Genomic DNA, 14,841 nt, shown 5'->3' on the forward strand with positions numbered 1-14,841 from the left:
ATGTAAACCGCTACCGTACAGTTGGTGCTTTTGCACAGGCCATAATGGGCTACAAAACCTTATTGTATTTAACCCTATCGGGTAGGGTTGATGGCGCTTCGCGGTTAATGCCAAACAATCCATATTTTGCCTATCCATCAGCAAGTTTGGCCTTTAATTTTACCGATCTGGCCACCGTTAAAACGGCCTTGCCATGGCTGGATAATGGTAAGTTAAGAGCCTCATATGCATTAACAGGTAAAGAGCCCTGGAGAGAATATTCTACAGGTACAAACTACGAAGCTAAAAGATTTACAGGCGGTGGTTATGCCTATTCGTACTATGGTGGTAACCCAGACTTAAAACCGGAGGTATCTGAAAATTTCGAAATCGGTACTGAAATGCAATTTCTGAAAAACCGGATCGGACTTGATTTTAACTATTACAACCTATTAAGTAGAGATCAGATCATTAACCCACGCTTAAGCTATGGTACAGGTTTCGTTTTAGAGATGATGAATGGGGKTACGGTACGTAACCGTGGCATCGAAGTACAGTTAACAGGTAACCCGATAAAAGGAAAAGATTTTAACTGGAACACTACTTTTAACTTTACCCGCAATCGTGGCGTGGTATTATCGCTGGCAAATGAGCTTCCGGAACTTTACGAATCTGATACCTGGGTAATTGGTGAAATCAGGAGCGCAGTTCATCCTGGCTATAGTACGGGTGCGATTAGCGGAACCAGGTTTGATAGAAGTAATAGAGGGGATATCTTGATTAATACGTCCTCTGGTTTGCCAACAAGCTCTGATACACAATATTATCCCATTGGAGACAGGAATCCAAAATTTACGCTAGGTTTTGTAAACAGATTTAGCTACAAAGGCTTTAATCTCTCTTTCTTATGGGATTTAAGATATGGCGGCGATGTAGTTAACGGTACCGAGTACGCATCTTACATTAAAGGGATTAGTTTGAAAACCCTCGATAGAGAGCTGCCGCGCGTAATTAAAGGGGTTTTAGCCGATGGATTGCAAAATACGGCCAACCCTACGGTTAATACGATTGCAGTAACCCCCTTTTATGCTTCTAACTACTATTCTCTGAACGTATCGCCAGAGATGTTCGTAGAGCGGAACATCAAAACGCTGCGTTTAAGGGATGTTACGCTGGCATATGATTTTCCCCCATCGCTGGTTAAACGCATCGGATTTATCCAAAGCTTCGGGGCCTTTTTTACTTTAACCGATTCGATATTGATTACCAATTATTCAGGTGGCGACCCAGAGAGTAATGCAAATTCACCAGGTGTTGGAGGGATTGGAGGTTTCGGTATCGATTATGGTAATGTTGGCAAACCGATAGGTTTTAATGTAGGATTTAGGGTTAAATTATAGTGAACAACATGAAAATATTATATAAACTATATATTGCTTCGGCAGTATTATTAATGGCTGGAGGATGTAAAAAATACCTCGATATCAATACAAACCCTGCTGTGCCACAAACCAGTAAGGCAGAACTGCTGCTGCCGCCAATTCTATTTCAAATGACAAACGGAACCTCACAGGATTATCGTTTTATCTGGAAAATTACGCAAAATCTTATTGGTGCATCAACTGATGATGGATCTATTGCTTTTGAAAAACACACTTTTGTACGTTCGAGCGATAATGGAGGCGTAATCTGGAGAATGACCTATGTTGATTTGGGTTTGAACCTGGAGAATTTAATTAATGATGCAGTTGCCAATCAAAAATATGAGTATGCTGCAATTGGTTATGCCATTAAAGCTTGGGCCTATCAACAAACAACAGATTTGTACGGGCCAATCATTTTGGATGAGGCGTTTACCCCTGGGATGTTAAGATTCCCTTACCATGATCAGCCAGAGGTATATGCAAAAGTACGTTACTATTGCGAGCAGTCGCTTAAGTATTCTACGATGAAAAGTCCAATTAACTACGCTACGCAACTGGCTGGTGTTACCGGTGATGGGATTTATAAAGGCGATATGACCAAATGGAGAAAATTTGTGTATGCAATTTATGCATTACAGTACAGTCATCTGGTAAATAAACCAGAGTTTAAAGCCATGTACGCCGATAGTGTTGTTAAATACACTGATTTATCTTTTGCCAATGAAGCAGAATCAGCAACGGTTTATTTCTCTGCAGCAAGTACCGATGATACCAATCCATTCGGGCCCACATTGGGCTATATAAATCCATCTGGTACAACATCTACTTATTATGGTCGGATTTCGACCACGATCTTAAACTATCTTGCAGGTGGAGTGAGGGGAGTGCCTACCACAAATCCAACAAGCTCACTCGATCCACGGTTGAGCAGGATGTTGCCGGCAAGTACGGCTACAGCTACTTTGGGCAGGTATATAGCCGGTGTTCCAACGCAGGGAAGCAGTACATCTGGCCTTCCTATTGTTTTCGGCAGTATCCCGGCAGGGTCTACTACTTACAATGGAAAATATATTTTTGCCGATGCAGCAAGGTACCCAATCATGACCTATTCGCAATTACAGTTCGCAAAAGCAGAAGCGTTGTTTTTACAGGGAAAAACAGCAGATGCTTTTACTGCATACAGGCTTGGTATATCTGGCCATATGGTTTTTTGCAACACTTATGGCAGGGCTTCTAAAACCCCTGATCCTTTGATAACCGATGCCGAAATCAACACTTATTTGGCCTCTAATGAAGTTGCCCAAAGTGCTGCAACACTAACACTGGCCGACATCATGGGGCAAAAATACATTGCCCAATGGGGTTGGGCCGGTTTAGAGCAATGGTCTGATATGAGGAAGCATCATTACAGTGCAACGGTCTTCAGGCAGTTCTATCAAATTCCTACAGCCGACCTTCTTTTAGGCGGGAAATATGCTTATCGATTCAGGCCACGTTACAATTCTGAATATGTTTGGAATAGTGAGGAGTTACGCAAGTGGGGCGGGTTAGACGTTGACTACATGACCAAAGAAACCTGGTTTAGCCAGCCATAATTTTTTAATTTAAAAAATATCAAGATGAAAATATTTTCTAACTTATTTGCCAGTCTGTTTATTGCAATGGCTTTAGCTGGTTGCACCAAAAATGTACTCGATTATGGTGAAACCGAAAAATTGACCAGCGACCAGGCTTTATTAAAGGTGAACTATGCCTCTTACTATTATAACAATAGGGCAATAGCAATTAAAATTAACGATAAAAGAGTTAGTAGTGTAATTACTGCACGTACTCCTTTTCCTGGTGGTGGGTATAACACAGGGGGCAGTTCTACGGCTGATTTTCTTGCTGTAAGTCCTGGTAATCTAAAACTATCGATTATTCTTCCCAAAAAGAAAGATGATGGAACCGATTCAGTTGTGCTATACAGTACAACCTTCCAGATAGAAGCAGGCAAAAATTATGTTGCGCATATTACCGATACCGCTGCAAATACCAAAAATGTTTTAACTCAGGAAAGTTTTACCAGGCCGGATACGGCCTATTGTAAATACCGGTTTATCAACTTAATGCCAAATGTACCATCAGTAGATCTATATTATGGAACAAGTGCAACAGATAATGCAAAAGACTCGCTCATTGCAGGCAATGTAAATTATTTAAACATTACCAATGAGATTACATTAAGGTCTGCGCAATCAAAAACCTGGAAAATCAGGCCGGCTGGAGCAGCAATAACAACCGCAACGGTTCTTGCCAATTATACCAGTGCAAGTACTTTTTTAAACAAAAGGGTTTATACCATTTTTGCTAGTGGCTATAGTGGCATCACAACGGCACCACGTAGACCTTACGTATCGTTCTTTTTAATCAGATAGATTATAATTACAGATATAAAAGCCAACCCATAGTGGTTGGCTTTTTCATTTCCCAGATTTTTTAGGAGCACAGAAGGGAATAGAGATAATGCAATAACTGCTTAATAATCAGATAATGCGCTTTTTTGCGTGTTTGTGCGGTAATATAGTTCTTGGTACGTTTGTGTTGCTGGCCCATGCCATTGCACAACAAACTACCATTACGGGTAAGGTTACATCAGAAGATGGCCCTATACCCGGCGTTTCCATCAGAGTAAAGGGAAGCAACACCATTACTCAGACTAATGGGGATGGAGTTTACATCATCAAGGCATTAAAAACAGATGTATTGGTTTATACTTTTATTGGGTATGCCACTCTCGAAAAACCTGTTGATGGCAATACTATCGTAAATGTCGTTCTTAAATCCGATTCAAAGGGTTTGGATGAGGTTGTGGTGGTAGGCTATGGTACACAAAAGAAAGCAAACCTAACAGGTGCGGTAACTACTGTAGATACGAAGGTACTGCAGAGTCGACCAATTACTGATGTTGCCAGAGGTTTGCAGGGTGTTGTGCCTGGCCTTAGCATTACCACGCCTAGTGGCGAATTGGGAAAAAATCCTAAAATTACACTTCGAGGATTAAGGGGCTCTTTAAACGGAGGAGGATCACAACCACTTATTTTACTTGATAATGTTGAGATTGAAAGTTTGCAATTGGTTAATCCAGATGACATCGAGAGTATCTCGGTTTTAAAAGATGCAGCATCTACATCAATTTATGGTACCAGGGCGGCGTGGGGAGTCGTTTTAATTACTTCAAAATCGGGAAAGAAAAACACGCCAAGTAAAATTTCATATACAAATAATTTCTCCTGGTCTACGCCAACAACCTTGCAGAAAATAGCTAATGCTGCCGATGGGGCAAACTTTGCATTGTCAGCTTTACAACGTACAAACCCTAATACCACTCAACCAGGTATTGTAGGAATGTACATTGATGAAATTGCCATTGGCAAAATGAAAGAATGGGATAGTTTATATGGAGGACAGGACTTAGGTGATGAAATGGTTAGAGGAAGGGATTTTGAACTTCGTGATGGCAAATTATTTTTTTATCGCTCATGGGATGCTGCAGATAAATACATGAAAAAATGGACCCCACAACAAAATCATAATTTAAGTGTAAGTGGAGGAAGTGAGAAAACCAGCTATAACATTGGTTTAGGTTATTTAAACCAGAATGGTGTTTTGAAAGTTAACCCCGATGAATTCGACCGTTATAACATGTCTGTGAGTGTTAATACTGCAGTAAAGGATTATCTTGACATTAGAGGAAAGATTTTCTACACAAATACGCTAACAACAACACCATTTATCTTTAGTACTGCAACAATTGGTCCTTGGTACTATCTTTATCGCTGGCCGAAATTTTATCCCTATGGTACGTATCAGGGTGAACCTTTCAGAAGCGCAGTTACAGAAGTTCAACAGGCCAATATGAATAGAGAAAAAACAGGCCTAGCCAGGATTCAGGCAGGAGCGACTTTTAAACCTTTAAAAGGATTAACAATTGATGCAGACTATACCTATTCATCAACCAATACTCATTCGAAAATTATTGGAGGTGGAACCAGGGGCATTGATTTTTGGGCAGGTGGCGATTTACCGCCGGTAAATAAAAATTATCAGTCGGTTGCTTATGATTATGCAGCTTTTGGTTCAGCGTGGACAGATGTAAATGCAGGTAAACTTTATGGAACCTATACCAAAGATATTAATGACCATTCATTCAAGGTTATTCTAGGTGGAGATATAGATTATTATCAAAAAAATTATCAGTACTCGAAAAGAAATACCTTATTAGACCCTGGTGTAGGCGCAATTCCAGGAGCAATTGGTGATCAGTTTGTTGATGGGTACAATAGGCATTATTCCTCAAAAGGATTATTTGGACGGATCAATTATGCTTATAAAAACAAATACCTCCTTGAATTAAATGGTCGATATGACGGTTCATCACGTTTCCCTAAAAATGACTTATGGGGCTTCTTCCCATCAATGTCTGCCGGGTGGATTTTATCAGAAGAATCATTTTTAAAGCCAATAGAAAATGTACTGTCATTTTTAAAAATACGCGGATCCTATGGATCAGTGGGTAATCAGGATGTGGTAACTGGAAATAATTTTTATCCTTTTATCCCATTAATGGATACATCAAATTCTGGCTGGTGGATTGGCAGTTCAAATCAGGTGACTATAAGTACTCCACTTGCGGTATCCAGATCCCTTACTTGGGAAACGGTTACTACATTTGATTTAGGTTTGGATGCCCGTTTCTTTAAAAATAACTTAGGAGTAAGTTTTGATTGGTATAAAAGAAAAACTACCGATATGTTAAGTGCCGGAGTAACACTTCCTTCATCTTTTGGGGCAACATCTCCACGAAGAAATTATGGAGAGATGACAACTAATGGATGGGAATTAGCAATTGATTATAATCATACTTTTGAAAATGGCTTGATGATCAATTTAACGGGCACCTTATCTGATTTTCAGGATAAAATTACCAAATTTGCCAACACAACATTAACTGTAACGGGTAATTATGAAGGTAAAACTCTTGGAGAAATATGGGGGTATGAAACCGACCGTTATTTTACTTCAGATGATTTTTCAGGAAAGGACGCAAATAATAAATGGATTTTAAAACCTGGCATTCCTTCGCAAAGCAGATATGAAACCGCCTCATTCTTTTATGGCCCAGGTGATGTTAAATATAAAGACCTTGATGGTAATGGCGTAATTAATAATGGCGCCAATACCGTTGATGATCACGGAGATTTAAAAGTAATTGGAAATTCTACGCCACGCTACCAATATGGATTCCGTTTAGGTACTTCCTGGAAAGGTATTGATATTGATGCATTTTTTCAGGGGGTAGGAAAAAGAGACTTTTGGGCTTCGGGGCCAATCTTTGTTCCAGGTTGGAATCCTGCTGAGGCTTCTTTTGAGCATCAAATGGATTATTGGACACCTTCTAATCCCGATGCTTTCTATCCAAGACCAACAAATCAGGCCCAATCTAATAACTCATTAAATTTTTTAACTCAAACGAAATATTTATTAAATATGGCCTACTTGAGAGCCAAAAACATTACTGTGGGTTATACCTTTCCAAAACGTTTAACAAGCAAAGTGAAAATTGATAAGCTAAGATTTTACTTAAGTGGAGAAAATTTATTTTCGATTTCTAACGTAGGAATTCCAATAGATCCAGAAGTTGACTATACAGCAGATCAAACTGATGCGGCATCATTTGGAAGAGTTTATCCTTACAGAAAAACATTATCATTTGGTATTCAAGTAACCTTATAACTATTACAGCGATGAAAAAGATATATATTATAATTGCCTTCCTTATTTTGATATTAGGGAACGGTTGTAAAAAAGATTTTTTGGAAAGGGAGCCGTTAGATTCTTTTTCTGATGATACTTATTGGAGAACAGAGAAAGAGGTGAGTACCTTTGCCTGGGGATTTTACACAAGTTATTTTACAGGTTACGGATCCGGATTTACATTTGGTAAATATTTTTCCGGAGAAACATTAAATGATGATTTTGCACCAACAACTCCTACTGCATTTACCAAAAATGTTCCTACGTCTGGCGGAGGATGGAGTTTTACTTTTGTCAGAAAAGCCAATATATTTATAGATAGAGTAAGTAATTCAACTTACTTATCTGATGATATTAAAAAGAACTGGGTTGGTGTAGGTCGTTTTTTCCGTGCTTTAGAATATAACGACTTGGTTAAAGCTTTTGGAGATTTTCCTTACTATGACAAACCTTTGGAAGAAACTTCAATAGACTTATATAAACCCAGAGATCCACAGATTGTTGTGCTAGATAATATGCTTGCAGATTTTAAATACGCTGCTGAAAACGTCAGGGCGACTGACGCTCTTGTTGGGCCAAACGGACAGATTGTTAACAAATACGTTGTGTTGGCATTTATGTCCCGTGTATTTCTTTATCATGGTACCTTGCTAAAATATTCGAATATTAACCCTGCTAAAGCAACCGAGTATTTAGAAGCAGCTAAATGGGCAGCTAACGAAGTGATGACGAAAGGCGGGTATTCATTAGGAGCTAAATATAGAACCTTATTTAGCTCTCTTGACCTTAAAGGAAATCCTGAGATTATTCTATACAGACAGTATGGTACTGCCCAAAGCACACATTCATTAGTGAGTTATGTAAACAGGGAGCCTCAAACTGGCCCGTCTAAAAATGCTATTGATGCATATTTGTGTACAGATGGCCTTCCAGCTTCAGTATCACCACTTTATCAGGGAGATAAGTCTATAGCTAATGTAATGGCAAACCGTGATCCTAGAATGAAAGAAACATTTGTATCTGATCTGCGTTTACCAGGCATAGCTTCTAATTATTCCACAAGTGGTTATTCTGTTTTAAAATTCTTAATGGAGGATCAAACTTTATGGGGCACAGCTGAAGCACTATCTAGTACCAACACTACTGATGCGCCTATTATTCGTTTAGGAGAAGTTATGATGAACTTTGCAGAAGCTTCTGCAGAACTGGGAACATTAACTCAAGCCGATTTGGATAACTCCATTAATAAATTAAGAAAAAGAGGTGGAATTTCAATGCCTAATCTTCAGGTCATAGGTGGGCAGCCAGCCGTTAATGGTGTGGTTTACGATGATCCACAGAGAGATCCTGCAGTATCTTCATTAATTTGGGAAATTCGTAGAGAAAGAAGAATCGAGTTAATGATGGAAGGTTTTAGAAATGATGACTTGAAAAGGTGGAGGAAATACGCTTACATTGATACTAAATTAAATACTAGTATTAACAGAGGAGCCTGGATTAAAAAAGCAGATTACCCCAAAGCAACTGTAGCCATTGATGGAACAACAGAAGGGTATATCATACCTGCCCCTAAACCAGAAACGCAAAGGACATTTGATAATGACAAAGTATATTTAAGCCCACTGCCACTTGATCAGATTAAACTGTATAAAGATCAGGGAATAGACTTAAAACAAAATCCTGGTTGGCAATAACTAATAAAAGAGGCTGTATCAAAAGTAAAATTGGCCCCTGAGAATCGAATATTCGAAAATGCTCCTGTAGGGAGGTATTAATGAAAATGACAAAAAATGAGGCTGTGTCAACTTATGATACAGCCTCGTTTTGTTAATCGCTATTTAGATAGATGCTTGTATTTTTTTGGTTGTGGTTAATTTTCTAAGCTAAATAAATATTAAAAGGTTTATCTATTCAGTTGGTTGAGTCTATGCGAARGGGCTGTGAATTCTCAAAATACAGGCTTGTAATTTATAAATGATTTTTATATGAATTGTTTATGCTTACTTATTAGCGTTTAACCAAACTACTTTTCCATCCATAGTGCTTATAACAAGATTTTTTCCATTAATCACATTTACGGTATTGATCATCGAATTATCTATTTTGTGTGCCCAAACCGTGCTTTGTTGTTTAGGATCGATAGCATAAATAACACCATTCTTTGTTCCAAAAAATACCTTTCCTTCCTTTTCAATCAACATGGATGGTACGTGTTCATATCCAAAGCCTACATTATATCGCCAAAGTACACCCGGATCTTGTGCCTGCGCTTTATAAGCTACAATTTCGTCCTGCATGGTTTTGCCATAAATAATGGTACTGTCTGCCGATTGTCCGATCGATTCCCGAACTGTAGCTTCTTTGTTTCGCCAAAGTGTACTGCCGTTTTTTGCATCAATCGCGGTTAAATAACGGTCTGGAGCTGCAATATAAATTATCCCGTTATAAGCTACAGGCGTTACCATAGCTGGCGAAAACATTCTGTTACCCTGGCCATTGTTCCATTTCCACAATAGGTTTCCGCTATTAATATCCAGGGCATACAAATGCCTGCCCCAGGAGCCAAAAATAATTTTGCCCTGATAAATAAGTGGTTTGCCCACAATTGTACCTTCTACTTCTTTAAATGCCCATATTTCATTCCCTGTTTTAACATCCAATGCCCTGAAGGTATTATCGCTGCCACCTATATATACCCGTTGCCCGCTAACCACCGGCGAACCTAATACCGAGTTAGTTGTTTCCTTGCGCCAGAGTTCTTTTCCTGTTTTTGCACTTAATGCGTAAATAGTGCCATCGCCTGAACCGAAGATAACCATATTGTTAACAGCAACTGGTGATGAGTAGATCGCGCCTTTGGTTTTAAATGTCCATACTTTCTTTCCGGTATTTTTATTTAAGGCTTCAACCAAACCTAAGCTATTGCCAAAAATAACATTGTTCGATGTATAGGTTGGTGTATTCACTACATTTGCGTTGGAGTGGTAAGTCCAAACTTCCTTCGTGCCCGCATATTTATTGTTGATGGCAAAATCAGGGCGATCATATTTTTTTGAATCGGCGAGAAAAGTTTTTAAGGCAATTTTGCGCCATACGGGAAGAATATCCTGGGTTGGTTTTTTAACCTGAAAAAATGCACTATCCTTGGTCATTGTTACAATATTATACCCACCAATACCATCCTTTGCCCTTAGATTAGAGCGGCCCATTGTGGCTTCAATACCTTCAAAATTATAAGGGTGATTATTGTGCCCATGGCCGCAAATGGCATATTGGATATTATATTTCTTTAGCTCATCTGTTGCTTCGTACCAATTATCCAAACTGTTATCCAATGGGTAGTGGTTGGCAAAAATAATGGGCATATTTTTAGGTGTTGCTTTAAGCACGCTGTCAAGCCAAACGGTCGCATCCCTTGGAATGTGCCCATCGCTCATCCTTACGTAAGGGCCAGATGCACATGCTATAAAACGGTAGCCATTATGATCGAAAATAAATTTATCACCACCAAACGCTTTAATAAAATTTACACCACCTGATTCTGACCATCCGGTATCGTGGTTTCCAGGGATAATGTGGTATGGTTTATTTAATTTTGATAGGATATCTTTAGCCAGTTTAAGCTCATTATTGGTACCCATTTCGGTGATATCGCCAGTAATGATCACAAAATCGATGTCATTCAGCATATTTAAATCAGCAACAGTTCGGTTAAGATCTTCTTCGCCTGTTGATGACCCAACATGGGTATCAGTTACAAAAGCATATTTAAAATTTTGGGCTTTTACAGAGAGCGATATAATAATAGCAAACAGTAAAAGAATAGGATGTTTCATTTTGTTTTTCGTTTAATTGTTTTACTATAAAAATCGACATTTTTTAGGGCTTAAACAGGGCTGTAATGCCAATTTTACATATTAATAAATGTGCTGTAACAGCCTAAGAAATAGCTTTTTCAACTGCTAAAAAAGGATTAAACAAAAAAAGGCGACCAATGGCCGCCTCTTACTCGTTCTGTTGAAAAAATTACAAAATTTTAAATCCTAAACTCAATTGAAACAAGTTAGGTTTTTGGCTGTATTTTTCACTTTTACTAATGTTGGATAAACCGGCTTCGTAGCGTAAATCAACCGAAATGTTACCCACATCTACACCAGCACCAGCCTGTAGGCCCAGTGCCTGGTTTTTGTAGTTGTCGAAATCGGTTGCTTGTTGATAAGCAGAACTAAACGACGAATTTTCATCCAGAATAAATGAAATAACCGGACCAGCCATTAAGCGGAAGTTTAAATTTTTAGCACCAAATTTTGTTCCCAATAAAACAGGAACATCTAAAGTGGTAAATTTTACTTTCCCTTCAGCTGCAACTTCGTTCCCATTATCTTGCGTAATGCTGATAAATTTATTGCCTTTGCTACCAATGTAAGCCTCTGGTTGCACATAAAGACTAGCGCCACCAATCCGTGCCCAGGCACCGATCTGATAACCTAAACGGTTTTCTTCACTTGCAAAATCTGCATTTAACTTTGCTAAGTTTACACCTGCTTTAACCCCGAGGTTAAACGTTTGTGCCTTTGATGTTGCCCAACCCAAGGTTAGGAAAACAATAGAGAAGATGATTTTTTTCATGTTGTTTAATTTGTTTTTTAAAGGTTATAAAACCATAAACGATCGATGATACCTGCCATGATTTCATTTTTAAAAATTTGTATTACACGGTTTTTATACCGATTAGGTTTTATAACGTGCTTTTAACACAATTATCGTGCAAAAAGAATCCGCGAATCTCCACTTTTTTTGTCACATCACATAAAAAGGTATTAACCTGAGCAAATATTTTTTACTTTTGCATCAAATAAAATATGCCATGGCTAATTTTCAACTTACTTCAGAAACTGCATTTAAAGTAAAAACCAAGTTCTTAAGGAAATATCGCGATCTGGCGAACGAGCCTTTAGAATTTACGCCAGGCAAAGAAGATCAACTGATTGAAGATTTAATGCGTTTGGTAAAACGCGACCGCACCTACATCGAATTTACCATTCAAAAAGCACTTGCCGATACCAAGGGTAACAGACTTTAGTAAATTTTTCCTTGTTTTCATCCTCTTCTTTTTCGCGTAACGCTTAATTTACGCTTAGCCCAAATAAGCTGTTTTTAATATTTATCGGTTTTTGTACATTTACGTTTGCTTAATCAATAATAACCTTCCAAAAAGAGCGGTATTTCATTTAACTTGCCCTTCGGAATTTAAATATATAAGGGAATGAAGAAACTAAAATATGGTCTTTTAGCAGCTGGCTTTGGCGTGGCTGTTTTGTCTTTTTCATTTAAAGAAGATTTATTCCTCGTATCTAAAAATCTGGATATTTTTGCTTCGCTCTATAAAGAAATCAATATCAATTATGTTGATGACACTAATGCCCCCCAATTGATGAAAACGGGGATTGATGCCATGTTGGATAGTTTAGATCCCTATACCGAATATGTCCCAGAATCGGAGATTGAAGATTACAAGCTAAAATATGTGAGCACACAGTACGGAGGTATTGGTGCCAGCACTGTTTTTATCGATGGAAAACTGTTTATCAATGAAGTAAGCGAAGGTTATCCTGCAAATAAAAGTGATATTAAAGCCGGCGATCAGGTGCTGAGCATCAACGGGATTGCCATAAAAGGAAAAGACCGCTCAGAGGTTAGCCAATTATTGCGTGGCCCTAAAGGCACAGCCGTTGATTTGTTGATGATCAGAGATGGAAAAGAAATCACTAAAAAACTTGTCCGTGATGAAATAAAACAGCCTAACGTTTCTTACTCAGGAATGGTTGGTGATGGTATCGGTTACATCAAACTCGATAAATTTCTTGAAAATTCCGGACAGGAAGTTAAAGATGCGCTGTTGGCTATTCAAAAAGAAAACCCAAAAGGTGTGGTTTTAGATTTGAGAAACAACGGCGGGGGTATTTTGCAGGAAGCGGTTAAAATTGTGAACCTCTTTGTGAATAAAGATCAGCTTATTGTAGCCCAAAAAGGCAAAAATGTAGAGAAAACCATCGCCTATAAAACACTTTTAACCCCGGTTTCTACTTCGGTTCCGTTGGTAGTGCTTGTAAATGGTAATTCGGCCTCAGCCTCAGAAATTGTTGCGGGTTCTTTACAGGATTTAGATCGTGCCATTGTAATCGGCCAACGTAGTTACGGCAAAGGCTTGGTTCAGCAAACCTTTAACCTGCCCTATAACAGCTTGGTTAAAGTAACTGTGGCAAAATATTATACACCATCAGGCAGGTGCATCCAAAAATTAGATTATGCACATAAAAATGCAGATGGTATTGCAGAACGTTTTGCCGATTCGACCATGGCAATGTACCAAACCAAAGCAGGAAGAAACGTGTACAGTGGTAATGGTGTTTATCCCGATATCGTGGTAGATGCCATAAAGCTCAGCCCGATTACCATTTCAATGCTTAACAAAAACCTTTTCTTTAACTACGCAAATCAATATAGGAAAGAAAAACCAAGTTTGGCCTCGGCCAAAACTTTCCAGTTATCTGATGCGGACTATGCTGCATTTTCTGGCAGTTTGGCCGATAAAGATTTAACTTACCTAAGCCGTACCGAAAGGTTGCTTTCCGATTTACGTTTAGAAGCCGAAAAGGAAAATAAATCTGCTGAGGTAAAAACCGATCTGGAGAATCTTAAATATAAACTTACCTCTTCTAAAAAAACTGATCTGGTTAGCCATAAAGCAGAAATAAAAAGAGTTTTAGAAACACAGATCGTAAGCCGATATTTTTACGAAAAGGGAAGAATTGAGCAGAGCTTCCAGTACGATAAAGAATTGGCTGCAGCAAAAAATCTTTTTACCAACCAATCGCAGATCCTGGCCATTTTAAAAGGCGATGGAAATTATAAGGTAATTGGAAAACCAACCAAAGCCACCGCATCAATAGACTAAAACCTAACCAAACGATACCACTATCCTTATGAAGAAATTAACCCTAATATGCCTTGTGCTATTAATTGCCTTACAGTTAAAAGCACAGGATTATACACCTACAGCCTCTAATTTAAAACAGCGGGCATGGTTTAACGATGCCCGTTTTGGCTTATTTATCCACTGGGGTCCTTTTAGTGTACCAGGGAGCGGCGAATGGGTAATGAACGAACGAAAGTTGAATGTTCATAATTATACCAACCTTAAAGATTTTTTTAATCCTGTTGAGTTTAATGCCGAACAATGGGTGAGCATGGCGAAGAATGCCGGAATGAAATACATTACGCTGATTACCAGGCACCATGATGGTTTTAGCATGTGGGATACCAAATATTCTGATTTCAATATCATGAATACGCCCTACAAAAAAGATATCGTAAAAATGATGGCCGATGAGTGCCATAAGCAAGGCATAAAACTATACCTGTATTATTCGCTGTTAGATTGGCGAAGAGAAGATTATCCACACGAAACTGGTCGTACCGGACAGAACTCAGGTAGAACGGGCAAAGGTAATTATGCAAGCTATTTGCAGTTCATGAAAAACCAATTAACAGAGTTGTTGACCAATTATGGTGAAATAGGCGGAATCTGGTTTGACGGGCATTGGGATCAGACTGAACCAGAAGGATCGAAAGACAGGAC

Annotated in this window: 10 protein-coding genes; 8 read left to right on the forward strand and 2 right to left on the reverse strand. The window is 38.7% G+C overall.

The window, feature by feature from the left end:
- From AC1DND_RS07845 to AC1DND_RS07865, 5 genes are all read left to right on the forward strand, one after another.
- A partial coding sequence (locus AC1DND_RS07845; protein WP_477580549.1) for a TonB-dependent receptor domain-containing protein occupies positions 1-1,379 on the forward strand: 1,379 nt, incomplete at its 5' end.
- An 8-nt stretch (positions 1,380-1,387) separates the two neighbouring features.
- Complete coding sequence (locus AC1DND_RS07850; protein ID WP_477580551.1) at positions 1,388-2,998, forward strand: SusD/RagB family nutrient-binding outer membrane lipoprotein; 1,611 nt, start codon at positions 1,388-1,390, stop codon at positions 2,996-2,998.
- Between the two features lie 24 nt (positions 2,999-3,022).
- Positions 3,023-3,820: a DUF4397 domain-containing protein gene (locus AC1DND_RS07855; RefSeq protein ID WP_057933243.1), complete on the forward strand. Its 798-nt coding sequence runs from the start codon at positions 3,023-3,025 to the stop codon at positions 3,818-3,820.
- 115 nt (positions 3,821-3,935) lie between these two features.
- Complete coding sequence (locus AC1DND_RS07860) at positions 3,936-7,178, forward strand: SusC/RagA family TonB-linked outer membrane protein (protein WP_477580553.1); 3,243 nt, start codon at positions 3,936-3,938, stop codon at positions 7,176-7,178.
- Positions 7,179-7,189: 11 nt separating this feature from the next.
- Positions 7,190-8,893 carry a RagB/SusD family nutrient uptake outer membrane protein gene (locus tag AC1DND_RS07865; RefSeq protein ID WP_477580555.1) on the forward strand — a complete coding sequence of 568 codons (1,704 nt, stop codon included), beginning with the start codon at positions 7,190-7,192 and terminating at the stop codon, positions 8,891-8,893.
- Between the two features lie 306 nt (positions 8,894-9,199).
- Here AC1DND_RS07865 and AC1DND_RS07870 read toward each other — a convergent pair whose 3' ends face one another.
- Entirely contained in the window at positions 9,200-11,035 is a 1,836-nt protein-coding gene (locus tag AC1DND_RS07870) for an outer membrane protein assembly factor BamB family protein (protein ID WP_477580557.1), read from the reverse strand.
- A gap of 190 nt (positions 11,036-11,225) precedes the next feature.
- Positions 11,226-11,828: a porin family protein gene (locus AC1DND_RS07875; protein WP_477580559.1), complete on the reverse strand. Its 603-nt coding sequence runs from the start codon at positions 11,826-11,828 to the stop codon at positions 11,226-11,228.
- A gap of 238 nt (positions 11,829-12,066) precedes the next feature.
- On the opposite strand from AC1DND_RS07875, the gene AC1DND_RS07880 reads away from it, so the two are divergent.
- The 3 genes from AC1DND_RS07880 to AC1DND_RS07890 form a co-directional block, all read left to right on the forward strand.
- Complete coding sequence (locus AC1DND_RS07880) at positions 12,067-12,282, forward strand: hypothetical protein (protein ID WP_025141830.1); 216 nt, start codon at positions 12,067-12,069, stop codon at positions 12,280-12,282.
- 183 nt (positions 12,283-12,465) lie between these two features.
- Positions 12,466-14,157 carry a S41 family peptidase gene (locus tag AC1DND_RS07885; RefSeq protein ID WP_477580561.1) on the forward strand — a complete coding sequence of 564 codons (1,692 nt, stop codon included), beginning with the start codon at positions 12,466-12,468 and terminating at the stop codon, positions 14,155-14,157.
- Between the two features lie 28 nt (positions 14,158-14,185).
- A partial coding sequence (locus AC1DND_RS07890) for an alpha-L-fucosidase (protein WP_477580563.1) occupies positions 14,186-14,841 on the forward strand: 656 nt, incomplete at its 3' end.

The organism is Pedobacter sp. 01N416, from assembly GCF_056399685.1.

Excerpts from the sequence above, each read along its gene's own strand:
- AC1DND_RS07850 (WP_477580551.1), top strand. The coding sequence starts at position 1,388 with ATGAAAATATTATATAAACTATATATTGCTTCGGCAGTATTATTAATG.
- AC1DND_RS07855 (WP_057933243.1), top strand. The coding sequence starts at position 3,023 with ATGAAAATATTTTCTAACTTATTTGCCAGTCTGTTTATTGCAATGGCT.
- AC1DND_RS07860 (WP_477580553.1), top strand. The coding sequence starts at position 3,936 with ATGCGCTTTTTTGCGTGTTTGTGCGGTAATATAGTTCTTGGTACGTTT.
- AC1DND_RS07865 (WP_477580555.1), top strand. The coding sequence starts at position 7,190 with ATGAAAAAGATATATATTATAATTGCCTTCCTTATTTTGATATTAGGG.
- AC1DND_RS07870 (WP_477580557.1), bottom strand. The coding sequence starts at position 11,035 with ATGAAACATCCTATTCTTTTACTGTTTGCTATTATTATATCGCTCTCT.
- AC1DND_RS07875 (WP_477580559.1), bottom strand. The coding sequence starts at position 11,828 with ATGAAAAAAATCATCTTCTCTATTGTTTTCCTAACCTTGGGTTGGGCA.
- AC1DND_RS07880 (WP_025141830.1), top strand. The coding sequence starts at position 12,067 with ATGGCTAATTTTCAACTTACTTCAGAAACTGCATTTAAAGTAAAAACC.
- AC1DND_RS07885 (WP_477580561.1), top strand. The coding sequence starts at position 12,466 with ATGAAGAAACTAAAATATGGTCTTTTAGCAGCTGGCTTTGGCGTGGCT.